At 74.8% G+C, this 24,881-nt stretch carries 25 protein-coding genes; 6 read left to right on the forward strand and 19 right to left on the reverse strand.

Annotated features, from left to right (window positions below; all coding sequences use genetic code 11):
* Positions 1-33: 33 nt before the first annotated feature.
* The 7 genes from ABZ881_RS19340 to ftsH form a co-directional block, all read right to left on the reverse strand.
* On the reverse strand, positions 34-1,596 hold the full coding sequence (locus ABZ881_RS19340; RefSeq protein WP_358486358.1) for a PrsW family glutamic-type intramembrane protease: 1,563 nt from the start codon (positions 1,594-1,596) through the stop codon (positions 34-36).
* 76 nt (positions 1,597-1,672) lie between these two features.
* Positions 1,673-2,140: a DUF3180 domain-containing protein gene (locus ABZ881_RS19345; RefSeq protein WP_358486360.1), complete on the reverse strand. Its 468-nt coding sequence runs from the start codon at positions 2,138-2,140 to the stop codon at positions 1,673-1,675.
* A gap of 56 nt (positions 2,141-2,196) precedes the next feature.
* On the reverse strand, positions 2,197-2,718 hold the full coding sequence (folK, locus tag ABZ881_RS19350; RefSeq protein ID WP_358486362.1) for a 2-amino-4-hydroxy-6-hydroxymethyldihydropteridine diphosphokinase: 522 nt from the start codon (positions 2,716-2,718) through the stop codon (positions 2,197-2,199).
* Complete coding sequence (gene folB / locus ABZ881_RS19355) at positions 2,715-3,080, reverse strand: dihydroneopterin aldolase (protein ID WP_358486363.1); 366 nt, start codon at positions 3,078-3,080, stop codon at positions 2,715-2,717. Before folB ends, folK begins: the two co-directional genes overlap by 4 nt.
* Positions 3,073-3,966, reverse strand: a complete 894-nt coding sequence (gene folP, locus ABZ881_RS19360) for a dihydropteroate synthase (RefSeq protein WP_358486365.1) — start codon at positions 3,964-3,966, stop codon at positions 3,073-3,075. Before folP ends, folB begins: the two co-directional genes overlap by 8 nt.
* A 1-nt stretch (position 3,967) precedes the next feature.
* Entirely contained in the window at positions 3,968-4,555 is a 588-nt protein-coding gene (gene folE, locus ABZ881_RS19365; protein WP_344021763.1) for a GTP cyclohydrolase I FolE, read from the reverse strand.
* 59 nt (positions 4,556-4,614) lie between these two features.
* Entirely contained in the window at positions 4,615-7,230 is a 2,616-nt protein-coding gene (ftsH, locus tag ABZ881_RS19370) for an ATP-dependent zinc metalloprotease FtsH (RefSeq protein WP_358486366.1), read from the reverse strand.
* Between the two features lie 347 nt (positions 7,231-7,577).
* Here ftsH and ABZ881_RS19375 point away from each other — a divergent pair, with 347 nt between their 5' ends.
* Positions 7,578-8,558 carry a serine protease gene (locus ABZ881_RS19375; protein WP_358486368.1) on the forward strand — a complete coding sequence of 327 codons (981 nt, stop codon included), beginning with the start codon at positions 7,578-7,580 and terminating at the stop codon, positions 8,556-8,558.
* A gap of 19 nt (positions 8,559-8,577) precedes the next feature.
* On the opposite strand, the gene hpt is transcribed toward ABZ881_RS19375, so the two are convergent.
* The 4 genes from hpt to dacB form a co-directional block, all read right to left on the reverse strand.
* Complete coding sequence (gene hpt, locus ABZ881_RS19380) at positions 8,578-9,138, reverse strand: hypoxanthine phosphoribosyltransferase (protein WP_344021420.1); 561 nt, start codon at positions 9,136-9,138, stop codon at positions 8,578-8,580.
* A gap of 69 nt (positions 9,139-9,207) precedes the next feature.
* Entirely contained in the window at positions 9,208-10,254 is a 1,047-nt protein-coding gene (gene tilS, locus ABZ881_RS19385) for a tRNA lysidine(34) synthetase TilS (protein ID WP_358486447.1), read from the reverse strand.
* Positions 10,255-10,309: 55 nt separating this feature from the next.
* A complete protein-coding gene (locus tag ABZ881_RS19390; protein WP_358486370.1) occupies positions 10,310-11,407 on the reverse strand; it encodes a zinc-dependent metalloprotease in 1,098 nt (365 codons plus the stop codon).
* A gap of 54 nt (positions 11,408-11,461) precedes the next feature.
* Positions 11,462-12,871, reverse strand: a complete 1,410-nt coding sequence (dacB, locus tag ABZ881_RS19395; protein WP_358486372.1) for a D-alanyl-D-alanine carboxypeptidase/D-alanyl-D-alanine-endopeptidase — start codon at positions 12,869-12,871, stop codon at positions 11,462-11,464.
* A gap of 228 nt (positions 12,872-13,099) precedes the next feature.
* On the opposite strand from dacB, the gene ABZ881_RS19400 reads away from it, so the two are divergent.
* A complete protein-coding gene (locus ABZ881_RS19400) occupies positions 13,100-13,588 on the forward strand; it encodes an inorganic diphosphatase (protein ID WP_085913285.1) in 489 nt (162 codons plus the stop codon).
* A gap of 45 nt (positions 13,589-13,633) precedes the next feature.
* Here the strand turns inward: ABZ881_RS19400 and ABZ881_RS19405 are convergent, their stop codons facing one another.
* A complete protein-coding gene (locus ABZ881_RS19405) occupies positions 13,634-14,845 on the reverse strand; it encodes an acetyl-CoA C-acetyltransferase (RefSeq protein WP_358486375.1) in 1,212 nt (403 codons plus the stop codon).
* A gap of 24 nt (positions 14,846-14,869) precedes the next feature.
* A complete protein-coding gene (locus ABZ881_RS19410) occupies positions 14,870-15,322 on the reverse strand; it encodes a MaoC family dehydratase (protein ID WP_358486376.1) in 453 nt (150 codons plus the stop codon).
* A gap of 222 nt (positions 15,323-15,544) precedes the next feature.
* Between ABZ881_RS19410 and ABZ881_RS19415 the strand changes: the two genes are divergently transcribed.
* Both ABZ881_RS19415 and ABZ881_RS19420 read left to right on the forward strand, forming a co-directional pair.
* Positions 15,545-16,507, forward strand: a complete 963-nt coding sequence (locus ABZ881_RS19415) for an ATP-binding protein (RefSeq protein ID WP_358486378.1) — start codon at positions 15,545-15,547, stop codon at positions 16,505-16,507.
* A gap of 47 nt (positions 16,508-16,554) precedes the next feature.
* Entirely contained in the window at positions 16,555-17,385 is an 831-nt protein-coding gene (locus tag ABZ881_RS19420) for a transglutaminase-like domain-containing protein (protein ID WP_358486380.1), read from the forward strand.
* A 16-nt stretch (positions 17,386-17,401) separates the two neighbouring features.
* Here ABZ881_RS19420 and ABZ881_RS19425 read toward each other — a convergent pair whose 3' ends face one another.
* Positions 17,402-18,778, reverse strand: coding sequence for an ATP-dependent 6-phosphofructokinase (locus tag ABZ881_RS19425; protein ID WP_344021436.1), 1,377 nt, complete (start codon positions 18,776-18,778; stop codon positions 17,402-17,404).
* A gap of 119 nt (positions 18,779-18,897) precedes the next feature.
* On the opposite strand from ABZ881_RS19425, the gene ABZ881_RS19430 reads away from it, so the two are divergent.
* Positions 18,898-19,671: a 5'/3'-nucleotidase SurE gene (locus tag ABZ881_RS19430; RefSeq protein WP_358486381.1), complete on the forward strand. Its 774-nt coding sequence runs from the start codon at positions 18,898-18,900 to the stop codon at positions 19,669-19,671.
* Between the two features lie 9 nt (positions 19,672-19,680).
* On the opposite strand, the gene ABZ881_RS19435 is transcribed toward ABZ881_RS19430, so the two are convergent.
* Entirely contained in the window at positions 19,681-20,046 is a 366-nt protein-coding gene (locus ABZ881_RS19435; RefSeq protein ID WP_358486384.1) for a helix-turn-helix domain-containing protein, read from the reverse strand.
* Positions 20,047-20,395: 349 nt separating this feature from the next.
* Between ABZ881_RS19435 and ABZ881_RS19440 the strand changes: the two genes are divergently transcribed.
* The gene (locus ABZ881_RS19440) at positions 20,396-21,163 is read left to right on the forward strand and encodes a glucose 1-dehydrogenase (protein ID WP_358486385.1); all 768 of its coding nucleotides are present in this window, start codon (positions 20,396-20,398) and stop codon (positions 21,161-21,163) included.
* 6 nt (positions 21,164-21,169) lie between these two features.
* Here the strand turns inward: ABZ881_RS19440 and ABZ881_RS19445 are convergent, their stop codons facing one another.
* Genes ABZ881_RS19445 through ABZ881_RS19460 form a run of 4 tightly spaced genes read right to left on the reverse strand, consistent with a single transcriptional unit; the run spans position 21,170 to position 24,850 of the window.
* Complete coding sequence (locus ABZ881_RS19445) at positions 21,170-21,769, reverse strand: superoxide dismutase (protein ID WP_358486388.1); 600 nt, start codon at positions 21,767-21,769, stop codon at positions 21,170-21,172.
* Between the two features lie 51 nt (positions 21,770-21,820).
* Positions 21,821-22,261 (reverse strand): hypothetical protein, encoded by a 441-nt coding sequence (locus ABZ881_RS19450; RefSeq protein ID WP_358486390.1) that lies wholly within the window; start codon positions 22,259-22,261, stop codon positions 21,821-21,823.
* A 41-nt stretch (positions 22,262-22,302) separates the two neighbouring features.
* Positions 22,303-23,769, reverse strand: a complete 1,467-nt coding sequence (locus ABZ881_RS19455; protein ID WP_358486391.1) for a fused MFS/spermidine synthase — start codon at positions 23,767-23,769, stop codon at positions 22,303-22,305.
* Positions 23,770-23,818: 49 nt separating this feature from the next.
* Complete coding sequence (locus ABZ881_RS19460; RefSeq protein ID WP_358486394.1) at positions 23,819-24,850, reverse strand: NADP-dependent oxidoreductase; 1,032 nt, start codon at positions 24,848-24,850, stop codon at positions 23,819-23,821.
* Between the last annotated feature and the right edge of the window lie 31 nt (positions 24,851-24,881).

Consider the following 24,881-nt stretch of genomic DNA (forward strand, 5'->3'; position numbering starts at 1 on the left):
CCCCGAGCACCCGCTATGACGGGATTCACCTGATCACGGCCTGCGCATCGGGCGGGTCGGACCGGGGTCGCCGGGATCGTCGTGGTGGCGGCCCCGGGGCTCGGGTCCGGCGGGGCGCTCCACCGGCCGGGTGGCGCCCTCGCCCGGGTCCGGCCCGGGGCGTGCCGGACCGGGTTCGGTGGCGCGGCGCGGATCGGGGCCCGGGGTGGGCGTGGGCCCGGCGCCGGGGTAGGGGACCTGGCCGGGGCCCGGCGGCCCCACCCACGGCGCTGCGCCCCTCGGGCCGGGCGGCGCCCAGCCCCGGGGCGGGCCGTCGCCCCCCGGCGGCACGTCGTCGAAGGTCGGGATCCGGTGCGCCCCGGAGAAGCTGCCGTCCGGGGCGGCGGGGGGCGGCGGCTCCCAGCCCGAGGGCCGCTGCCGGGCCCAGGCCGCGACCAGCGCCTCCGGCACCCCCACCGCGATCGCCCGGGTCCGCAGCACCGCGGCCAGCTTCTCGTCGTGCAGGGCGCGCGCCGACTCCCGCACCGCGCCGCGGGCGATCCGGTTCCGCATGAACGCCAGCTCGGTGACCGCGGCCTGGTAGTCGGCGACCGCCTTGGCCGTGGCCCGGCCGGAGCGCTTCCGGACCAGCGCCCGCCAGCCCTTCCGCCGGGACAGCCGGGCCAGCAGCGGCACCTCGCTGGGCGCGATCCAGCCGGCCGCGGCGAACCCGGGGAGCTGGGCGGCGACGATCCGCGCCTCGCGGCGGCGGGCGTAGACCACCAGCATGACCAGGCCGGCGAAGATCGGGACCATCACGAAGGCGTAGATCTGGAAGAAGCCGCCGGGCGTCGCGGCCAGCACGGATGCGCCGTTCCACAGCGCGTGCAGCACCACCGCGGCGACGTAGCCGGCGGCGAGTGCCAGCACCCGGAGGCCGACGCTGCGACTGGCCACCGCCACCCCGGCCGCGATGCCGATCATGCAGGTGAACAGCGGGTGCGCGAACGGCGAGGCGACGCCGCGCATGAACAGCGTCGCGAGCACGCCCGCCGTCTCCGGGTCGGAGACCGCCCGGCCGAGATAGAGGATGTTCTCGCTGAACGCGAAGCCGGCGCCGACGATCCCGGCGTAGACGATGCCGTCGATGATGCCGTCGAACTCGCGGCGCCGGAACAGCAGCAGGCCGACCAGGAACAGCCCCTTGGCGAACTCCTCCACGATCGGCGCGACGACGACCGGGCCGAACAGGTCGCCGGCGCCGCGCCCGGCCGCGGCGTCGAGCACCACCGAGGCACTGGTGTTGATCAGCAGCGAGACGAGCGCCGCGAAGCCGGCACCCCAGAGGAACGCGCCCATCAGCATCCGCGGCGGTTCCGGCTCCCACCGGTCGACCCACAGGAACGCGGCGACCACCGGGACGACCGGGAGCAGCGCGGCGAGGGTGCCGACGACGACGCCGGCCGTCCCGACCGCCCGCTGCAGGATCCCGATGGTGATGACGGTCAGCAGCGCGAGCACGACGAGCCCGACGACCGGGAGCAGGACCCCGCGCCGCTTCGCCGAGGGGGCCGGCACCGGGGCGTAGGTGCGTCCGGACACGGCGGGAGATCCCATGGTCCGGAAGCCTAGAGAACTCGTCGCCGGTGCACCCGTCGCACGCGCCGCCGGTCCGGGTCACACCGGCGTGGGATCAGGAGCGCGCGGCGCCGTCGGAGTCGTCGGGGTCCTCGGGCGCCCGGCAGCAGTACTCCAGCCAGAGCGCGCCGCCGACCAGCAGCAACGCGCAGACCAGCCCGATCCCGGCGGTCACGCTGTCCCGGAACGCGGCCACCACGACGTCGGCCCGCGGCACCGTGTGCACCAGCAGGCCCGCCCACAGCCCGGCGATCACCGCGCCGGCCACCGAGGACGCCTTCGCCAGGAGCACCGCCCGCGCGGCCACCAGCGGGGGTACCGGCGCGGCGCCGCCGCGGCGCTCGATCCGGCGGCGCAGCACGATCCCGACGCCGAACTCGGCGACGGCGAGCACCCCGATCGTGACCCCGGCCGCGACCGGCAGCGGCGGGGTGGTCGAGTACGTCAGCTGGACGAGAATGTTGCCGAGCAGGGTCGCGACCACCGCGATCGCGATCAGGTCGCGGTACCGGGTCGGCGTCACCGTGGGCCGCGGGTCCTCGCCGGAGCCCGGGCGGTACCGGCCGGGTCCGGGGCCGATCATCGCGGGCCGTCCGGGTGCAGCAGCAGGTCGTCGCGCCGGTGGACGCCGGCGCAGCCGTCCGGGCCGAGCCGGTCCAGCAGGTCGGCGACCGGTCCGTGGCCGTGCAGGACGGCGCCGGGATCGGCGAGCAGCCACGGCAGCAGCACGGTCGCCCGTGCGGGCGTCCCGGGATGGGGCAGCAGCAGCTCGGGATCGTCGGAGAGCACCGGCCCGTCCGGCCCGTCCACCTGCACGACGTCGACGTCGAGCGTCCGCGGGCCCCACCGCTGCTCGCGGACCCGGCCGGCGGCGTCCTCGAGTGCCTGGCCGCGGCGCAGCCAGCCCCACGCGTCCCGCGCGGGATCGTCGGCGACGACCACCGCGTTCAGGAAGTCCGGCTGGTCGGTGACCCCCCACGGTGCGGTCTCGAACACCGGCGAGACGGCGACGAGGGCAGGCCCCAGGTCCGCGACGACGGCCCGCAGGTGGCCGATCCGGTCGCCCAGGTTGGAGCCGAGGGAGAGCACGGCGCGGGTCACGCCCGGCTCCGGCGCAGCACGACCGCGACGTCGTCGAAGGTCAGCGGGATCGGCGCGGACGGCTTGTGCAGGGTCACCTCGACCTCGCGGATGCGCCCGTCGGAGCCGAGGACCGCGTCGGCGACGGAGCCGGCGACCGACTCGATCAGGTTCCGCGGCGGCCCGCCGACGACGGTCGCGGCGAGCTGGGCGAGCGCGCCGTAGTCGAGGGTGTCGGCCAGCTCGTCGGACGCCGCCGCTGCGGTCAGGTCGGCGTGCACGACCAGGTCGACGACGAACTCCTGGCCGTCGCGGCGCTCGTGGGCGAGGACCCCGTGCGTGCCGCGGACCCGCAGCCCGCGCAGCTCGATGCGGTCACTCACCGCCCGGCCCCCGGGACGATCCGGGCGTGGACCGGGCCCGGGTCGCACCCAGCCAGCAGGCTGCGCTCACCGCGACGGCGTCCATCGTGGACTCGACGTCGTGCACCCGGACGCCCCAGGCGCCGGCGTTCGCGGCGATCGCGCTGATCGCGGCGGTGGCGATCTCGCGCCCGGCGGGCGGGCGCGGGGTGCCGTCCTCGGCGGCCAGCAGCTCACCGAGGAAGCGCTTACGTGACGCACCGACCAGCACCGGGAAGCCCAGCCCGACGAGCACGTCGAGGCGGCGCAGCAGTGCCCAGTTGTGCGCGGCCGTCTTCGCGAAGCCGAGGCCGGGATCGAGCACGATCCGGCCCGGATCGACCCCGGCCATCACCGCGTGGTCCACCCGGGCGACGAGCTCCTGGCGCACCTCGCCGATGACGTCCTCGTAGCCGGCCAGCTGCTGCATCGTGGAGCTGTGGCCGCGCCAGTGCATGAGCACCCAGGGCACCCGGGTCTCGGCGACGACGGCCGCCATCCGCGGATCGGCCAGGCCGCCCGAGACGTCGTTCACCATCGCGGCGCCCGCCTCGACGCAGGAGGCGGCGACCTCGGAGCGGGTGGTGTCGACGCTGACCCGGACGCCGGCGTCGACCAGCTCGCGGACCACCGGCAGCACCCGGTCCCGCTCGGTCGCCGCGTCCACCCGCTGCGCGCCCGGCCTGGTGGACTCGCCGCCGACGTCGACGAGATCGGCACCGGCGTCGCGCATCGCGATCCCGTGCGCGACGGCGTGCGAGCGGTCCAGGTAGCGGCCGCCGTCGGAGAACGAGTCCGGGGTGACGTTGAGGATCCCCATCACCGCGCAGCGGCCCAGGTCGGGGAGGGTGCCGTCGGGGGCGACCATGTCAGGCCCCCCTGATCAATGACAGAGCCTCCGCGCGCGAGGAGGCGGAGCTCTTGAACAGGCCACGGACCGCCGAGGTGGTGGTGCGCGAGCCCGGCTTGCGGATGCCGCGCATGGCCATGCACAGGTGCTCGGCCTCCATCACGACGATCACCGCGCGCGGGTTCAGCTTGCGCACCAGCGCGTCGGCGACCTGGGCGGTGAGCCGCTCCTGCACCTGCGGGCGCTTGGCGTAGAGATCGACCACCCGGGCGATCTTGGACAGGCCGGTGACCTGGCCGTCGACCGCCGGGATGTAGCCGACGTGCGCCACCCCGTGGAAGGGCACCAGGTGGTGCTCGCAGGTCGAGAACATCGGGATGTCCCTGACCAGCACGAGCTCGCCGTGGCCCTCGTCGAAGGTCTTCTCCAGCACCGTGTCCGGATCGACGAACAGCCCGGCGAAGATCTCGCCGTAGGCGCGGGCGACCCGGGCCGGGGTCTCCCGCAGGCCCTGGCGGTCCGGGTCCTCGCCGATCGCGATCAGCAGCTCGCGGACGGCGTTCTCGGCGCGGGCGAGGTCCACGCCCGCCGGCACGGCGTCGGTGATCCCGGCCGCGACGGCGGCCGGGTGCACGGTGCCCGGCTGGCCGTCCGTGGTCGACGTGCTCAGTGTCCTGCCTCCGGGTCGCTGCCTCGCCGGTTCTCGCCGGGCTCGGTCGTGCTGCCGCCGTCGGCGCCGGATCCGGTCCACGGGCCGTTGCGGGACGGGCCGCCCTGCTGCTGGTCCTCACCCTGGCCGGGTGCGGGCCGGCCGGGCTGCTGTGCCTGCTGGCCGCTCCAGTTCGGCGGCGGCCAGGTCTGGCCGCGCGGCGTCGTCGCCGGCCGCCAGTCCGGCGGGGCGCCGTAGTTCGGGGCGACGGCCGGCGGGGGCTGCGGGTAGCCGCCCTGGTAGCCGGTCCGCGCCGGGCCGGCCGGGGCGCCGCCCCAGCCGTTGCCGCCCTGGGCGCCGTTGCCGTACGGCGCGCCGCCGTTCGGGGCACCGCCGTGGGGCGCGCCGCCGTAGGGGGCTCCACCGTTCGGGGACCCGCCGTTCGGGGACCCGCCGTTCGGGGACCCACCGTTCGCGGCGCCACCGTTCGGGGCACCACCGGAGGGCGCGCTGCCCTGCGGTGCGCTGCCGTGCGGGGCGCCGTTGCCGTTCCCCGCGCCGTAGCCGCCGTCGTTCGGCGCGTCCGGCCGGGCCTGGGTCGATCCGCCGGCCGGGAACGGGGAGGCGCCGGGCATGCCCGGGGCGTCGCCGTAGCCGTTGACGCCCGCACCCACCTGCGCCGGGGTCCGCTCCTGCTCGTCGGGCAGCGTCTCGCCGCGCTCGTGCGCCAGCTCGCGCGGCGTCTTGATCGGGGGCTTCTCCGACGGCGTGCGCTCACCGAAGTCGTCGAACGCCGTGATCCGCGGCCGCTTCTCCACCGAGCCGAAGATCCGCTCCAGGTCGCGCCGGTTCAGGGTCTCCTTCTCCAGGAGCTCCAGCACCAGGTCGTCGAGCACGTCGCGGTAGGTGTTGAGGATCTCCCACGCCTCGGTGTGCGCCGCCTCGATCAGCTTGCGCACCTCCTCGTCGATCTCGTGGGCGATCTCCAGCGAGTAGTCCGCCTGGTTGCCCATCGACCGGCCGAGGAACGGATCGCCCTGCTCGCGGCCGTAGCGCACGGCGCCCAGCTTGGCGCTCATGCCGTACTCGGTGACCATCGCGCGGGCGATCTTGGTGGCCTGGTCGATGTCCGACGAGGCGCCCGTGGTCGGCTCGTGGAACACCAGCTCCTCGGCCGACCGGCCGCCCATCGCGAACACCAGGCGGGCGATCATCTCGGCCCGGGTCATCAGGCCCTTGTCGTCCTCCGGGACGACGAGCGCGTGCCCGCCGGTCCGGCCGCGCGGCAGGATCGTGAGCTTGTAGACCGGCTCCAGGTCCGGCATCGCCCACGCGGCCAGCGCGTGCCCGCCCTCGTGGTAGGCGGTGATCTTCTTCTCCCGCTCGGAGACGATCTTCGACTTGCGCTTCGGGCCGCCGACCACGCGATCGACCGACTCCTCCAGCGCCGCGCCGTTGATCAGCGTGCCGTGCTCGCGGGCGGTCAGCAGGGCCGCCTCGTTGATCACGTTGGCGAGATCGGCGCCGGACATGCCGACGGTGCGCTTGGCGAGCGACTCGAAGTCGACGTCGTCGGCGAAGGGCTTGCCCTTGCTGTGCACGTTCAGGATCGCCCGGCGGCCGGCCAGGTCGGGGGCGCCGACCGGGATCTGCCGGTCGAACCGGCCCGGGCGCAGCAGAGCCGGGTCCAGGATGTCCGGCCGGTTGGTGGCGGCGATCAGGATGATGCCGCCGCGCGCGTCGAAGCCGTCCATCTCGACCAGCAGCTGGTTCAGCGTCTGCTCGCGCTCGTCGTGCCCGCCGCCGAGGCCCGCGCCGCGCTGCCGGCCGACCGCGTCGATCTCGTCGACGAAGATGATGCACGGCGCGTTCTGCTTGGCCTGCTCGAACAGGTCCCGCACCCGGGATGCACCGACACCGACGAACATCTCGACGAAGTCGGAGCCGGAGATCGTGTAGAACGGCACGCCCGCCTCGCCGGCGACCGCGCGGGCCAGCAGCGTCTTGCCGGTGCCGGGCGGGCCGTAGAGCAGCACGCCCTTCGGGATCTTCGCCCCCAGCGCCTGGTAGCGGGCCGGGTTCTGCAGGAAGTCCTTGATCTCGTGGAGCTCCTCGACCGCCTCGTCGGAGCCCGCCACGTCCGCGAACGTGTTCTTCGGCATGTCCTTGTTCAGCTGCTTGGCCTTGGACTTGCCGAAGCTCATCACGCGGTTCCCGCCGCCCTGGGCGTTGTTCAGGAACCAGAACAGGATGATCAGCACCAGCGCCAGCGGGATCATCATGATCAGCAGCGAGGACAGGAACGAGTCCTGGCGCACCACGGTGTCGTACTCGCCGATGCCCGGGACCCCGCGCAGCGAGTCGAAGATCTGCCCGGACAGCTGGGCCGGGTACTGGGTGATGAGCTGGGTCTCGCCGTCGACCGGCGTGTTCAGGGTCAGCCGGAGCTGCTGCTCGCGGTCCTCGACGAGGGCGTCACGGACGTTGCCCTCCTGGATCTGCGCGAGCGCCACCGAGGTCGGGACCTCCGTGTAGCCCCGGGTGTCGTCGAACATGAAGCTGAACCCGAGATAGATCAGGAGCGCGACGAGGATCCAGATCAACGGGTTGCGGAGCAGGCGCTTGCGATCCATGCAACGTCGGCCTGGGTGGCCTTCACCTTCCCGAGAGTGGTTCACGGCAGCGGCGGCGGAGAGTGCGACCGCCCCGCCGGACGGCCCTGACCCGCCAGGATAGCCGCACGCCGGAGCGAGCGCGCCGGGCGGATCCGGCTGTCGACGACCGTTCCCGGCCGTCCACCCGATCAACGCCCGGCCGACCTGCCCGGTTCCCCCACAGGGGTGTCCCGCCGCACACCTGCCGCGCGGGGTGTGGGACAACTGTGCGGCACGCTCGGTGCCGGACCGGCGGCACACCGCGCTCGGGTCCTGCTCCGTCCGGCCGAACCGGGCTGGTCTGCGGGTCGGGAGGGGCGGATCGGATGACATGGCGCGCTGGCGGCGGTGCCCGCCGGACGGTGCCGGCGCTGGCGGTCGGTCTGGCCGTCTCGGCCGCGCTGACCCTGGCCGTCGCGCCGTCGGTCCCGCCGGCCGCGGAGCCGGCCCCGCCGGGGACCCGGCCGGCCGGGACCGTGACCACCGCCCGCGCCGAGCCGGCGCCCGCCCGCCCGGCGGTCCTGCCGGGCCCGGCGCCGGTCGGGCCGGGTGTGGTGACCGAGACCGCGGGCGCCGGGCTGTGCACCGCCGGGTTCGTGTTCACCTCCGGCGACCGGACCTTCCTCGCGCAGGCCGCGCACTGCGGCGGGACCGGCGACGAGACCGAGACCGACGGCTGCACCTCCGACGCGGTGCCGCTCGGCACCCCGGTGACCGTCCGGGGCACCGACCGCACGGTGACCGGGACCCTGGCGTGGAGCTCGTGGAACACGATGCAGGCCCGCGGCGAGCGCGACCGCGACACCTGCGCCTACAACGACCTGGCGCTGGTCGAGCTGCCCCGGGACGCTCGTTCCGCGGTGGGCGCCGCGGTGCCGTTCTTCGGCGGCCCGGACCGGGTCCGCAGCGCAGCGCCGGCCGTCGGCACGCCGGTGTTCGGCCTGGCCAACCCGCCGGACGCGGCCGGGGTGCGCACCGTCGGGGCGCGGGCCGGGGCGATCGCCGGCGAGGTCGGCGGGGGCTGGGGACACTCGGTGTACTCGCTGACGCCGGGCGTGGCCGGGGAGTCCGGCAGCCCGCTGCTGGACGGCGAGGGCCGCGCAGTCGGCGTCCTGTCCAGCCTGTCGACGACGGCGGACCGGCCCAGCATCGAGTACACCGACCTGGCCCGCGCGCTGGCCTACGCCGAGCGCACCGACGGCCCGCCGGGGCTGACGCTGGCCGCGGGCGCGCCGTTCACCGCGACCCCGCCCGGGGTGGACCCGCGGGCGCTGGCGCTGCCGGCCGGGCCCGGGCTCGGCCGCTGAGCCGCCGGCCGGGCACCGCTCAGGCGTAGACCTTCGGGTCCAGGGTGCCGATGTAGGGCAGGTCCCGGTAGCGCTCGGCGTAGTCCAGGCCGTACCCGACGACGAACTCGTTCGGGATGTCGAAGCCGACGTAGCGGACCGGCACGTCGACCTTCACCGCGTCCGGCTTGCGGAGCAGGGTGACCACCTCGAGCGAGGCGGGCGAGCGGGTCTGCAGGTTGCCGCGCAGCCAGTTCAGGGTCAGCCCGGAGTCGATGATGTCCTCGACGATCAGCACGTGCCTGCCCGCGATGTCGCGGTCGAGGTCCTTGAGGATGCGCACCACGCCGGAGGACGAGGTGGACGAGCCGTAGGAGCTCACCGCCATGAACTCGAGCTGGGTCGGCAGCGGCAGCGCCCTGGCGAAGTCGGTCATGAACATGACCGCGCCCTTGAGCACGCCGATCAGCACCAGGTCGTGCTCCCGGCCGCCCTGCACGACGTCGGCGTAGTCCTCGGCGACCTGTCGGGCCAGCTCGGCGGTCTTGTCCCGCACCTGCTCCTCGGTGACCAGCACCGACGAGATGTCACCGTCGTACACGCGCTCACGTCTCCCTCGTGCCCGGCACCCACCGGTCCCGGCCGGCTCTCCGCCACCGGGCGGTCTCGGTCACGCCCGGTCACGCCCCCAGCGACGGCGGCGCAGCACGAGCCTGCCACGCGTGCGGACCAGCTCCAAGCCGCCGCCGAGGGCGGGTCCGCCCTGCCCGCGCCACCGGCCGACGAGATCGTCGGCGCGCCGCAGCTGCTCGTCGGTGAGGGCCGGTACGCCGTGCCCGGTGAGCCATTCGCGCAGTACCCGGCGGCGCACGGCGGCCGCAGCGGTGACCAGGACCGCGGTGTCGAGAGCGGGCGCGACCGGGTCGCCGGGACCGGCGGCGGGCGGTCCGGCGGGCCCCGGCGGGCCGGGCGCGGGGCTGCCGCTGTCGCTCAGATCACCCGTCGGCGCGGGTGCCGGCGGGTCCGGCGGACCGGTGCGGGAGGCGAGCTCCCGCAGCCGCGCCGCCGCCTCGGTGAGGGCGGCGTCGTCGTCGGCCAGCTGGGCGGCGGTGCGGGCGAGCGCCGGGGCGACGCCGCCGCCCAGGACCTCCTCCAGCAGCGGCAGCACCTCCCGGCGCAGCCGCACCCGGGTGAACCGCGGATCGGCGTTGTGCGGGTCGTCCCAGACCGGCAGCCCGAGCTCGGCGCAGGCGGCCACGGTGTCCGCCCGGCGCAGGCCCAGCAGCGGGCGCAGCCAGGGCGCCGACCAGAGCCGCATCCCGGCGAGTGAGCGCGCCCCGGACCCGCGGGCCAGCCCGAGCAGCACCGTCTCGGCCTGGTCGTCGAGGGTGTGCCCGAGCAGCACCGGCGACGACGGGCCGGGGCGGGCGGCCAGCAGCGCCGCCCGGCGGGCCCGGCGGGCGGCGGCCTCGGTGCCGCCCGGGCCGGTCACCCGGACCGCCTGCACCGCGGCGTCCACCCCGGAGCGGCGCAGCGCGGCGGCGAGCTCCGCGGAGCGTTCCGCGGAACCGTCCTGCAGGCCGTGGTCGACGACGAGCGCGTGCACCGGACCGTCGACGACCTCGCGGACGGCGTGCACCAGGGCCGTGGAGTCGGCGCCGCCCGAGCAGCCGACCAGCGGCGCCGCGCAACCGGGCCGGTCGGGGTCGCCGAGCAGGCCGAACGCCTCGCGCACCGCCGCCAGCACCCGCCGCGCGGCCGGAGGGTTCACCTCAGCCGGCGCGGCGCAGCCACGCCTGCGGCTCGGCGAGCTCGGCCCGGGTCGGCAGGGTCTGCGGCGACACCCAGACCCGGTTGAGGCCGTCCATCCCGACGGCGGCCTCGATCTCCCGGCAGAACGCCGCGCCGACCGCGTACTGCCGCATCTTCGCCTCCACGCCCAGCAGCGTCCGCAGCAGCCGGTCGACCAGCCCGCCGCCGCGGCGGCGCTCGGTGAACCGGCGGCGGATCACCGCGACGTCCGGCACGACGTCCGGGCCGACCGCGTCCATCACGTGATCGGCGTGCCCCTCCAGCAGGGTGGACAGCGCGAGCAGCCGGTCGAGCACGGCCCGCTGCTCGGGGCCCTGCAGCAGCTCGACGAGCGCAAGCACGTCACCCTTCTCGCCGTTCTCCCCGCGCATCGAGCGGATCGCCTCGGGCAGCCGGGTGAGCTTCGCGGTGTCCGGCTCCTGCAGCGACAGCAGCTCGGTGACCAGGCCGGCGAAGTGGTCGCGCAGCCACGGCACCGCGGTGAACTGCAGCCGGTGGGTGGCCTCGTGCAGGCAGACCCAGAGCCCGAACTGCTCGCCGTCGACGCCGAGGGTGCCGGTCGCGGCGTGCACGTTCGGGGCGACGACGATCAGCCGCCCGGCGCCGTCCGGGCCGCCGAACGGGTCGTACTGGCCGAGCACCCGGGCGCCGAGGTAGGCGAGCAGCGCACCGAGCTGGACGCCGGAGCCGGCCGCGGTGACGCTGCGCAGCGGCCAGGGCGAGGCGGGCAGCTCCGCGCCGGAGGTCAGCGCGTCCATGCCCTCGGTGGCGGCCCGCGCCCAGGCCGGGCGGTCCAGGACGTCGGCGGGCAGCAGCGGAAGGCCCGCGCCGAGGCCGGTGACCTCGCGGACGTGCCCCTCGGCGCGCGCCGAGTCGGTGCGCAGCCGCTCGACCAGCTCGCGCGCGGCCGCCGGGGTGGTGCGCGGGCCGGCCGGCATCAGCCGGGTCGCGGTGCTCGCCGCCAGCGACCAGTTGACGGGCAGGCCCCGCGCGGCGCACCGGTCGGACGCGGGTGCGGGATCGGTCACGGTGGCCGGGCCGGTCGCGTCGGGCTGCATGGCCGCCACGCTACCCGCGACCGCGCCGCGGGCCGGTCCGCCGAGGGGGGCCGGTCAGTCCCGGCAGCCGCAGCGGCTCAGGGTGGCGGCGATCCGGTCCAGCGCCGGGCGGGCGTCGGCCGGCGAGGTGCCGTTGGACAGCAGCGCGAAGACCAGCAGCCTGCCGTCGACGTCGGTGACCACGCCGGCCAGGCTGGACGCCCCGCTGAGGGTGCCGGTCTTGGCCCTGACCACGCCCCGGCCGGCGATCGACGGCCCGTCGGTGAACCGCTCGGTCAGCGTGCCGGCGCCGCCGGCGACCGGCAGCCCGGTGAGGATCGGCCGGAGGAACTGGACGTCGGCGGGGCTGTCCGACTGGGCGGCGGCCGAGGCCAGCACCGCGCCGAGCAGCCGGGCCGGGACCCGGTTCTCCCGGGACAGTCCGCTGCCGTCGGCGGCGACCAGGCCGCTGACGTCGTACCCGGCCTGCACCAGGGCCTCGGTGACCGCGCGGGAGCCGCCGTCGAACGACGCCTCGGTGTCCCGGACGATCGCGACCTGGCGGGCCAGCGCCTCGGCCGTGACGTTGTCCGACGCGGTGAGCATGTACTCGACGAGTGCGGCGATCGGCGGGGAGGCGACGCTGCCCAGCACCGGCGCGTTCGGGGCGGCGGTGCCCTCCCGGACCTCGGTGGCGCCGAGCGCGGCGGCCAGCGCCTGCCCGGCGGCCCGGGCCGGGTCGGACGAGCGGGGCCCGTCCTGCTGCTGCGGGTCGGTGCGGCCGCCGTCGAGCATCAGCGGCGACATCGGCGCGACGTAGCCGTCGGCGACGTCGCCGGGGCCCCAGCCGGGCGAGAGCGCGGGCCCGGTCCACTGCGAGGTGTCGACGTAGACGGTGCGCACCGGCTGGTCGACCGCCTCCCGCACCTCGGCGGCCAGATCGTCGATCCGGGACGGGTCGGGATAGAGCCCGGTCTCGCCGGCCGGCAGCGCGGTCAGCGTGGGATCGCCGCTGCCGACGAGCACCACCGAACCCGGGTCCGGGCCGGGCACCACCCGGGTGGCGAGCCGGTCGGTCGGGTTCATCGACAGCAGCGCGGCGGCCGCGGTGAGCAGCTTGGTGGTGGAGCCGGGGACCATCGCCCGCCCGCCGTCGCGCTCCCACAGCGGCTCCACGCCGCGCGGCGCCGAGGAGTCGATGACGACGCCGGTCACGTCGCCCAGCGCCGGCGACTCCATCTGGTCGGCCAGCGCCTGGGTGATGCCGGCCGCGGTCGGGACCGGGGCGGTCGGGGTCAGCGGGCGCAGCGCGGGCATCGGGACCGGCGGGTACTGGGCCGCCGTCTCACCGAGCCCGAGCCGGTCGCGGGTCTCCGGACCGGCCAGCGCGACCGCGCCGAACAGCGAGGCGAGTGCCATCACCGCGACCGCGATGACGGCGATCCGCCGGGTGCTGCGGTCCGGCCGGCGATGCCTGCGTCCCACTCCGCCTCCTGCTCGTGACGTCCGGCCCCGGGCTCCGGGACCGGCCGACCTGCCCGGCCGATGGTGCGACACCCGCCACATCAGCACCGGTTCGGGGTCACCGGCCTGCCACCGTCGGCCCCCGGTCCCTCACACTAGGGGGCAGCACAGACACCGCCGGAGTGGGCGGGCCACCCGGCTCCGCCCGGCCCCGGCGCGACCGTGACCCTCTTCAAGGAGCAACGAATCGTGGACTTCGACGTCACCATCGAAATCCCCAAGGGTGGCCGCAACAAGTACGAGGTCGATCACGAGACCGGCCGGATCCGGCTGGACCGGACCCTCTTCACCGCCACCCAGTACCCGGCCGACTACGGGTTCATCGACGACACCCTCGGCGAGGACGGCGACCCGCTGGACGCGCTGGTGCTCGTCCAGGAGCCCACCTTCCCCGGCTGCGTGATCCGCGCCAGGACGATCGGCATGTTCCGGATGAAGGACGAGGCCGGCGGCGACGACAAGGTCCTGTGCGTGCCGGCCAGCGACCCGCGCCAGGAGCACCTGCGCGACATCCACCACCTGGCGGAGTTCGACCGCGCGGAGATCCAGCACTTCTTCGAGATCTACAAGACGCTCGAGCCGGGCAAGAGCGTCGAGGGCGCCACCTGGGTCGGCCGCGCCGACGCCGAGCGCGAGATCAAGGCGTCCTACGAGCGGGCCAAGCAGGCGGGTCACTGATCCGCGCCCCCGGGGCGGCCCGGCCGGCCGCCCCGGGGCCGGGGTTCAGAACTTCTCGAACACGGCGGCCAGGCCCTGACCGCCGCCGATGCACATCGTCTCCAGCCCGTACCGGGCGTCCCGGCGGTGCATCTCCCGGGCCAGCGTGGCCAGGATCCGGCCGCCGGTCGCGCCGACCGGGTGGCCCAGCGAGATCCCGGAGCCGTTCACATTGGTCCGCTCGAAGTCGGCCTCGGTGAACTTCCACTCCCGGGTGCAGGCCAGCACCTGAGCCGCGAACGCCTCGTTCAGCTCGATCAGGTCGATGTCGGCCAGGCCGAGCCCGGCCGCGCCGAGCGCCGTCGCCGTCGCCGGGACCGGCCCGATCCCCATCGTCGCGGGCGGCACCCCGCCCAGTCCCCAGGACACCAGCCGGACCAGCGGCCGCAGCCCCAGCTCGGCGGCGGTCTCCGGGCTGGTCACCACGCAGATCGACGCGCCGTCGTTCTGCCCGGAGGCGTTGCCCGCGGTGACCGTCGCGTCCGGGTCGTCGCGGCCCAGCACCGGGCGCAGCGTCGCCAGCTTCTCGACCGAGGAGTCCGGCCGGATGTGCTCGTCGGCGTCGACCACGGTGTCGCCCTTGCGGCCCGGCACCGTCACCGGCACGATCTCGTCGGCGAACCGGCCCGCGGCCTGCGCCGCCGCCGCCCGCCGGTGCGACCGGACCGCGAACTCGTCCTGCTCCTCGCGCGGGATCGCGTACTCGCGGCGCAGGTTCTCCGCGGTCTCCAGCATCCCGCCGGGCACCGGATGGTTCCGCCCGCCCGCGGTCACCCGGCCGCGGGCCAGCGAGTCGTTCAGCAGCACCCCGGCGCCACCCTTGACCCCCCACCGCATCCCGGTGGAGTAGAACGACGCCCCGGACATCGACTCGGCGCCGCCGGCCAGCAGCACCTCGGCCGCGCCGGTCTGCACCTGCATCGCGGCGTAGAGCACCGCCTGCAGCCCGGAGCCGCAGCGGCGGTCGATCTGGATCCCGCCCGCGGTCACCGGCAGGCCGGCGTCCAGCGCCGCGACCCGGCCGATCGCCGGCGCGTCCATCGTCGGGTAGCAGTGGCCCAGCACCACGTCGTCGACGGCGGACGGGTCCAGCCCGGTCCGCTCCATCAACGCCCCGATCACGGTCGAGGCCAGGGTGTGCGCCGGCACGTCGCGCAGCGACCCGCCGAATCCGCCCACCGGGGTCCGCAGCGGCTCGCAGATCACCGCATCACGCATGAACTCGCTCCTTCGACGTTCCACTCAGACGTACTGGCGGGTGAGCCACTCGGCGACCAGCGCGGGCTTCTCGGAGCCCTCGATCTCGACCGTCACCCCGATGGTGAGCTGCACCCCGCCAGTGACGTCGGTGACGTCGACCAGCTCGACCCGCGCCCGGACCCGGCTGTCGACCGGGACGGGGCTGGTGAACCGGACCTTGTTGAGGCCGTAGTTGACGCCCATCCGCACGCCGTCGACCCGGTAGGCGTCCTGTACCAGCCTCGGCAGCAGCGACAGCGTCAGGAAGCCGTGCGCGATGGTGGTGCCGAACGGGCCGTCGGCGGCCTTCGCGGCGTCGACGTGGATCCACTGGTGGTCCTCCGTCGCGTCGGCGAACCCGTCGATCCGCTCCTGGGCGACGGCGAACCACTCCGAGACACCGACCTCGGTCCCCTTCGCCGCCCGCAGCTCGTCGACCCCGTTGAAGACGCGCATCCGTCACTCCCCTCGCTCCGGCACACCCACCGGTGCCGATCACCGTGTCTCTACCCCACCACGGGTACCCGGGGTCGGTGAAGTCACCAAACCCACACGCCCCGTCCCGCGCGATCGGCGCTCCTTGGCTATGGTCGGAGCGCGTAGGACGGCCTGCAGCCCGCCGGGCCGACTCCGACGTGGAGCGCCGACGCCGATGAACACGACCCACCGCCAGTGCCGATGAGCTCGCCCCCCACGACGCAGGATCCGCCGCCCGGGCTCGTGCACCGGGCCGTGCCGTACCGCACCCCGGAGCACCAGGCCCAGGTGCTGACCGGGCCGGTCACCGGGGCGCTGGAACGCGGCCGCCGGGCGATCGTCGTCGTCGAGCCGCGGTGCCGCGCCGAGCTGGAGCGGGCACTCGGTGACGAGGCCGGGGTGCGCTACGTCCGGCCGGAGGAGCTGCACTCGGCGCCGCCGTTCACCGTCGCGGGCCGGTGGAGCCGCACCGTGCGGGACGCGATCGCCGAGGGCGCGTCCGGCGTCTGCGCGGTCGCCCAGCCGGTCGCCCTGCCCGGGGCCGATCCGTCGTACTGGACCCGGCTGGATCTCGCGATCGGGTACGCGATGCGGGCGCTGCCGGTGGAGATGCTGTGCTGCTTCGCCGACCAGGACGGCGCCCGCGAGCAGGCCGGCGCGCTGCACGACGAGTTCCTCGTCGACGGCGCGGCCGTGCCCAGCACGCACCGCCGCGACGACCACGAGCTGCTGCAGGAGAACCCGCAGCGGCCGCCTGCCGATCTCGGACAGCCGCTGCTCGTCGAACCGGTCGAGCTGCACCGGCTGTCCGGGATGCGGCACACCGTGCGCCGCGAGGGACAGCTGTCCGGGCTCGGCCCGGCCCGCGTCGAGGACCTGGTGCTCGCGGTGAACGAGCTGGTCAGCAACGGGATCGAGCACGGATCGGGGTGCCCGGTGCTGCGCATGTGGCGGACCCCCGCCGGCCTGGTAGCCGAGATGACCGACACGGTGCCCGGCCGGCTGGCCTTCCCCGGCCTGGCCGCCCCGCCGCCGTCCGGCGAGCGGGGCCGCGGCCTGTGGCTGGCCTCCGAGCTGGCCGACGTGCTGCAGGTGTGGACCGCCGACGACGATCCCGGTCAGGTCCAGGGCACCGTCGTCCGGGTCGTGATGAACCCGCCGTGACGGATGTGACGCGGCCGGAGGTGCCGGGGAAGTGACAGAGTGACGAGGTGACGCAGCCCGATCGCGCCGCCGACCCGGTGTCCCGCTTCCTCCGGATGGTGACCGGCCCGGAGCCCTCGCTCGACGAGGGCGCCCTCGCCATCGCCGCCGGAGCCGCCGCCGACCCGGCGCGGGCCGCCGCCGACGCAGTCCGCGCCCGTACCCGCCTCGACGAGCTGGCCGACGGCGTCAGCGGGCCGGAGTCGCTGCTGCACCGGCTGTTCACCGAGGCCGGGTTCACCGGCGACACCGCGAACTACCGCGACCCGCGCAACTCGTTCCTGCCCGACGTGCTGGAGCGCCGCACCGGCATCCCGATCACGCTGTCGGTGGTGGCGATAGAGGTCGGGCGCCGGGCCGGGGTGGCGCTGGAGGGCGTCGGGATGCCAGGGCACTTCCTGGTCCGGCTGCCCGGCACCCAGCGCTACCTGGACATGTTCGACCAGGGGCGGCGGCTGGACCTGGCGGGCTGCGAGGCGCTGTACCGGGCCACCACCGGGGCCGGGCCCCAGGTGCCGTTCGGGCCCGGCCTGCTCCCCCGTACCTCGACCCGGCAGATCCTGGCCCGGATGCTGGACAACCTGCGCGCCAACTACGCCCGCACGAAGGACCACGTGAACCTGGAGTGGGTGCTGCGGATGCGGCTTGGCCTGCGGCACCAGGGCCCCGACCTGATCCGCCAGCTCGGCGAGGTGCTGGCCGCGCAGGCCCGCTGGGACGAGGCCGCCCGGCTGATGGAGTCCTGGGCGGACGGCCCGGGCCGGGGATCGCGGTCCGGCGCCGAGGTGCTCGACGAGGTGCGCGTCGAGGCCCGCAGGCACCGCGCGCACCTGAACTGAGCGCCGGGCCGGACCGTCAGGAGTGCGGCGCCCTGGTCGGCGCGCCGGAGTCCTCGCCGAACCGCCACGGTTGCCCGGTCGACTCCAGCACCGCCATCCACAGGTCGCCGTGCGGGTCGACCTGGTTGCGCCGGCTCACCGCCAGGGTCATCGGGATGTGCACGAACCGGCGCCGGACCCGGCCGACCACCATCGACGTCCGCCCGGACATCGCCGCGTGCACCGCGGCCTGCGACAGCCGGACGGTGTAGACGCTGTCGTAGGGGTTCGCCGGGACGCTGCGGATGATGTAGCTCGGGTCGACGTAGCGGACCGTGGTCTCCATGCCGGCCTCGGCGAACGAGTCGCCGATCCGTTCCTTGAGCCACGGGCCGATGTCGGCGAGCTTGGCGTTGCCCGAGGCGTCGGTCCGCCCGACCGGCGGCAGCAGCTCCTGCCCGGCCCCCTCGGCGACCACGACGACCGCGTGCCCGCGCTGGGACACCCGCCGGCGCAGGTGGTGCAGCAGGCCGGTCTCGCCGTCCAGCTCGAACGGGACCTCCGGGATCAGCACCGCGTCGGCGTCGGACCGGACCAGCGAGGCGTAGCAGGCGATGAAGCCGGAGTGCCGGCCCATCAGCTTCACCAGGCCGACCCCGCCCGGGGTGGACTTGGCCTCCACCGTCACCGACCGGATCGCCTCGCTGGCCTGCGAGAACGCCGTCTGGAAGCCGAAGCTCTGGTCGATGAAGGGGATGTCGTTGTCGATCGTCTTCGGGATCCCGACGATGGCGATCCGCAGGCCCCGCTCGGCGACCACCCTGGCGATCTCCATCGCCCCGCGCATGGTGCCGTCGCCGCCGATCACGAACAGCACGTTGAGGTGCATCTGCTCCAGGCAGTCGACGATCTCCCCCGGGTCCTGCGGGCCGCGCGAGGTGCCGAGGAAGGTACCGCCGTCGACCGGGATGTCGCGCACCGACTCCGGGGACAGCTCGACGACGTCGTGCCCGTAGGAGGAGATGAAGCCGCGGTAGCCGTTGCGGAAGCCGACGACCCGCCGGACGCCGTAGTGGTAGGTCAGGGTGCGGACCAGGCCGGCGATGACGTCGTTCAGGCCGGGGCACAATCCGCCGCAGGTGACGATCCCGGCCCGGGTCTTCGACGGGTCGAAGTAGATCTCTCGGCGCGGGCCGCACGGCTCCAGGCCGGGCAGCTCCTCGACGTCGACGCCGCGCGACTTGAGCCCGGCGGCGGTGTCGTCGAGCAACACCCTGTCCCCGGCGTCCACGTAGTGCTCGGTGGTGCGGCGGGCGTCCAGCAGCGGGGCCAGCGGCGAGGTGATCCGGGCGGGTCCGAGCGTGTCGATCGCCAGGTCGTCCGGGGTGATGCTGCTGTACTCCCAGGTCGTCACGCTGTCCTCCTCCGGATTCCGGGTGGATCGATGCAGACGGTCCGCGCCGCGATCCGGTGCCCGATCATGCTGCACCACCGGTCCCGGTGTCAGGCCGGGCCGCGCCTAGTGTGACGAGCGTGCCCCTCGCCCTGCTGACCAACGACGACGGCGTGCACGCCCCCGGCCTGCACGCGCTGGCCCGCGCGGCCCGCGACGCCGGCCTGGACGTGATCGTCGCGGCCCCGGCCGGGGACGCCAGCGGCGCCGGCGGTTCGGTGCGCTGCGTGCTGACCGACGGGCACATCGGCGTCACCGAGCACGAGATCCCGGCGCTGGACGGGATCCCCGCGTACGGGGTGGACGCCGATCCGGGGTTCATCGTGCGGGCGGCCGGGCAGGGCTGGTTCGACCGGGAGCCCGATCTCGTGCTGTCCGGGATCAACCCGGGCGCGAACACCGGCGGGCAGGTGCTGCACTCCGGGACCGTCGGCGCGGTGCTGGCCGGCACCCTGAACGGCTGGTCCGGGATCGCGTTCTCGCTGCACTGCGGACTGCGGCTGCCCGAGCGCCCGAACTGGGCGTCGGCGACCGGGCTGCTCGGCGAGCTGCTGGATCGGCTCGCCGGCCGCCCCGCCGGGACCGCCTGGTCGGTCAACGTCCCGGACGTGCCGCAGCCGGAGCTGCCCGCGCTGCGCGAGGCGCGGCTGTGCGACTCGGGTGCGGTCCGGGTGCGGATGGTGCACCGCGGGCCCGACGGCGAGCGGCCGGGCGGGCTGCGGGCGCTGGTCTCCGAGCACTACGGCGAGGCCGAGCCGGGCACCGACGTGGCGCTGCTCGCCGCCGGGCACCCGACGATCACCGAGCTCGCCCCGATCGGGCACCGGGCCGGCGCCACCGGCTACCCGGGCTGAGCCGGCCGTTCAGTCCCGGTCGTAGCCGTCGCGGGCGGCGAGAACGCCGGAGATGTTGTCGATCGCCCACCGTTCGAGCGCGCCGAGCACCGGGAGCAGGCTCCGGCCGAGCGTGCTGAGCTCGTACTCCACGTGCGGCGGGATGACCGGGTGCACCGTCCGCACGAGCAGCCCGTCCCGTTCCAGCGCGCGCAGCGTCTGGGTCAGCATCTTCTGGCTCACGCCCTCGATCCGGCGGGCCAGCGCGGTGTAGCGCATCGGTCCGCCGGCCAGCGCGCCGACGACGAGCACCGTCCACCGGTCACCGATCCGGTCCAGCAGCTGGCGGGTCGGGCAGTCCTTCGAGTACGGGTCCCACTGCGGCTCTTCCTGCACACTCTCCTCCTGGTGCGTACAGCACTACGAGGTGCCTTCTTCCCGATCGACATGCGTCGACGCATGCTCTCACGCATGTCGCAGAAGACGGTGCTGGTGACCGGGGCTACCCGTACTTCAAGGAGGCCCTCGTCGTCTGGACGAAGGTCGCCGCGGCCGGGCAGCGGCCGCACGGGATCCGGGTCAACTGCGTCTCGCCCGGTCCGGTCTTCCGGTTCCTGATGGGCGGGGACAGCGTCTGGATCAACGGCGCCGATCTCGCCACCGACGGCGGCCTGGCCGCCGATCTCACCGTGCACGGCTGACCGGCACACATCATCACCACCACGACCACCACCGAGGAGAGAGCATGTCCGCACGACTGTCCGGGAAGTCCGTGATCATCTCGGGGGCCGCCCACGGGATCGGGGCGGCGCAGGCCCGCCTGTTCGCCCGCGAAGGCGCCCGGCTCGCGCTGTTCGACATCGACGCCGAGGGCGTCGCGAAGCTGGCCGCGGAACTCGTCGCCGACGGCCACCGGGTCGTCCACACCACCGCCGACGTGGTGTCCGAGGACGACTGGATCCGGGTCGTCGCGCTCGCCGAGGACGAGCTCGGCGGCCTGCACGCACTCAGCAACAACGCCGGGATCTTCCGGCCGGAGGGCGTCGAGGAGACCACCGTCGAGCTGTTCAACACGATCACCGCGATCAACCAGCTCGGGGTGATCCTCGGGATGAAGACGGCGATCCCGGCACTACGCCGCGCCGGTGGCGGATCGATCGTCAACTTCTCTTCGATCTACGGGCTCACCGGCTCCGGCCTGGCCACCGCCTACCAGGGGACCAAGGGCGCGGTCCGGCTGATCACCAAGACCGCCGCCGTCCAGTACGCGCCGGAGGCGATCCGGGTCAACTCGGTGCACCCCACGATGATCGACACCCCGCTGATCCGGAACGGGGTGCCGGAGAACGAGCTGCGCAGGCTCCTCAAGCTGGTCCCGATGCAGCGCATCGGGCAGGCCGACGAGGTGGCCTACGCAGCCCTGTTCCTGCTCTCCGACGAGGCGTCTCTGATCACCGGGGCCGAGCTCGCTGTCGACGGCGGCTACACCGCGGGCGCCCCGATCCCGGACTGAGCGCGCTCAGCCCTTCGCGGCGGCGAACCGCTGCGCGGCGTCCGCCCAGTTCACGACGTTCCACCAGGCCTTCACGTAGTCCGGCTTCACGTTGCGGTACTGCAGGTAGAACGCGTGCTCCCACATGTCGAGCAGCACGATCGGGGTCTGCCCGGCCGGCAGCTGGGACTGCTGGTCGTAGAGCTGGTGGATCAGCAGCTTCCCGCCGAGCTGGTCGTAGCCGAGGATGGCCCAGCCGGAGCCCTGGATGGTGGTGGCGGCGGCGGTGAAGTGGGCCCGGAAGGCGTCGAAGGAACCGAAGTCCTCGTCGATCGCCGAGGCGAGGTCACCGGTGGGCTTGTCGCCGCCGTCCGGGGACAGGTTCTTCCAGAACGCGGAGTGGTTGACGTGCCCGCCCAGGTTGAACGCGAGGGTCTTCTCCAGACCGACGATCGCGCCGAAGTCGTTCTTCTCCCGCGCGTCGGCGAGCTTCTCCAGGGTGACGTTCAGGCCCTGGACGTAGGTGTTGTGGTGCTTGGAGTGGTGCAGCTCCATGATCTCCGGCGCGATGTGCGGCGCCAGGGCGGAGTAGTCGTAGGGAAGGTCGGGAAGCGTGTAGTCGGCCATGCGGACAGCCTCCGACCTGCACCGGACTTCAGGTCAACTGTGAGGTGCCCCTCAGTGCTCGTCGCGGCCGGTCAGCGCGTGCTCCAGCTCGTCGGCCAGGTGCACGACCTGCCGGAACGGGAACTCGAAGCCGTCGAGCGCGGCGGGCCGCAGCGGGATGGAGTGCCGGTACACCACGACGCCCTCCTCCGCGGCGAGCCCGCCGACCGGCGACGGGCCGGCCAGCTCGAGGGCCTTCGCGAGATCGACCTCGGCGAGCCGGGCGACCGGCGACTCGATCTGCACCCACTCCTGCTCCGGATCGGCGACGGCGGCGGCCGCCTCGGTCACCTCGACGCCCGGCCGGTCGACGTCCTCCCGGATCCGCTTGACGACCACGAGCTGGGTCCGGTCCCCGGTCGTCGGCAGCCGGAACCGCAGCTCGTCGGCGCTCTGCCGGACGATCTCGTACCGCACCCGCACGTAGGACTGCAGGTCGTCCCAGGTCGCCACGTCGTGTCCCCCTCGATGAGTCCGCCCCGACGCGGGCGACCCTAGCGGTTCCCGGCGGCCGTGGTGATCAGCTGGTCGACCGGGGCCCGGTCGTCGGTGAGCACCGGCGCCTCACCGGCGAACGCCGTGGTCCGGCCCGGGTCGAGCACCGCACCCGGCTCGCCCCGCCCGGTGACGGCGGCGTCCAGCGTGACCGGGTCCACCGGCCGGTCCGCGGCGACGAGCACGACGTTGCCGCCCCCGCCGGGTTCGAACTCGGCGGGCCGGGCGACCACCATGGTGGTGCCGAACCGGGTGTCCACCGTCGCGACCGAGGCGCGGACCAGGTCGAGCGGGTCCCGGTCGATCACGTTGAGCAGGTACAGCCCGCCGGGCCGCAGCACCCGCTGCACGTGGTCGAGGAACTCGGTGGTGGACAGGTGCCAGGGCACCGAGCGGGCGCCGAACGCGTCGCCGATCAGCACGTCGGCCGAGTCGTCGGGCAGCTCGGCCAGGCCGACCCGGGCGTCGCCGGTGCGCACGGTGGTGCCGGGGATCCCGCCCGCCTCCAGCTCGCGGACGGCGAGATCGATCACGCCGCCGTCCAGCTCCAGCACGGTGGACGTACCGCCGGGGCGGGTCGCGTCCAGCCAGCGCGGCATGGTGAGCGCCCCGCCGCCGACGTGCACGACGTCCAGCGGCCGGCCGGGGGCGAAGGCGGTGTCGATCGCGGCGGCGAACCGCTGGGTGTAGGCGAACTCCAGGTGCGCCGGGTCGCCGAGGCGCACGTAGGAGTGTCGCAGGTCGTCGAGCACCAGATAGCGGCCGGCCGGATCGGTGGGATCGGCGGTGACCGAGGCGCAGTAGTAGGTCGTGTCGGCGTCGCAGCGGCCCGGGACGGCGACCAGCGCGACGGCCAGCAGCACCGCCGCCGCGCCGCCCTTCGCGACGTCGGCGCGCCGCCGCCGGGGTGCGACGACCAGCCCGAGCAACAGGCAGGCGGCCGCGGTCACCAGCAGGATCGCGCTCACCGGCAGCAACGCGACCAGCACGAAGCCGGTCAGGAAGCTGCCGGCCAGCGACCCGAGCGTGCCGGCGGCGGACAGCCCGCCGACAACCTCGCCGGACCGGTCCAGCCCGGTCAATCGGGCCTTGGTCACCGCCGGGGTGACCGCGGCCAGCGCGGTCACCGATACCAGGGTGGACGCCGCGACGAGCAGCACCGCGGCGACCGGACCGGCGCCGAGCAGCGGGCCGAGCAGCCGGACGACCGGGCGCACCGCGAGCGTCCCGAGCCCGCCGACCACCAGCATCAGCGCGGCGACCGCGACCGGGTCGTGCCGGTCCGCCCAGCGCCCGCCGAGCGCGGCGCCGGCTGCGATCCCGGCCAGCGCCACCCCGATCACCGCGGTCGTCGACTCCAGGGTGAGCCCGACGTAGGGCGCGACCAGTCGGGTCGCGAGGGTCTCGACCACGAGGATCGCCGCCCCCGAGACGACGACGGCGGTCCGGGCGATCGCGAGGCGCACCCCGCCATCATGGAGGTCCGCGCCGCGGCCCCGGACCGGTGGGGCCTGATCAGCCGGTCAGCCGGAGCACCAGCTTGCCGGTGTTCTCGCCGCGGAACAACCGCAGCAGCACGTCCGGGAAGTCGTCCACGGTGCCGTCGACGACGTCCTCCCGGCTGCGGATCCGGCCCTGCGCCAGCCAGCCGGACAGCTCGGCGGCGGCCTCGCCGTAGCGGTCGGTGTAGTCGAACACCACGAAGCCCTCCATCCGGGCCCGGTTGACCAGCAGGCTCATGTAGTTCGACGGCCCGGGCGGCGGCTCGGTCGCGTTGTAGGTGGAGATCGACCCGCAGATGACCACCCGGGCGCCGCGCCGCAGCCGGGTCAGCGCGGCGTCCAGGATCTCGCCGCCGACGTTGTCGAAGTACACGTCGAGGCCGTCCGGTGCGGCGCTGCGCAGCGCCTTCCGGACGTCCTCGGTGCGGTAGTCGATCGCGGCGTCGAAGCCGAGCTCGTCGACCAGCCAGGCGCACTTCTCCGGGCCGCCCGCGATGCCGACCACCCGGCAGCCCTTGATCTTCGCGAGCTGCCCGACGACGGAACCGACCGCGCCGGCCGCGCCGGACACGACGACGGTCTCGCCCTCGGCGAGCGCGCCGACGTCGAACAGCCCGAAGTACGCGGTCATCCCGGTCATGCCGAGCAGCGCCAGGTAGCGCTCCGGCGGCACGTCGCCGGTGGGGGCGACCTTCTGCAGCCCGGAGCCGTCGCTCTCGGCGTGGGACTGCACGCCGAAGATCCCGGTGACGACATCGCCGACGGCGAAGTCCGGGTGCTCGGACGCGACGACCTCGCCGAGCCCGAGCGCCCGCATGACCGCGCCGATCTCGACCGGCGGAACGTAGGACCGGCCGGCGTTCATCCAGCCGCGCATCGCCGGGTCCAGCGAGATGTGGCTGACCCGCACGACCAGCCGGCCCGGCCCGGGGACCGGGACCGGCTCGGTCGTGTGCTCCCAGACCTCCGGGCCCGGCGTACCGGTCGGCCGGTCCGCGAGCCGGACCTGGTGGTTGACCGTCGTGTTCCCCTCGGAGTCACCCATGAGTACGTTCTACTCCCCGGGGCGGCCGGGA

The organism is Pseudonocardia sp. NPDC046786, from assembly GCF_040645415.1.
Taxonomy (GTDB): domain Bacteria; phylum Actinomycetota; class Actinomycetes; order Mycobacteriales; family Pseudonocardiaceae; genus Pseudonocardia; species Pseudonocardia kongjuensis.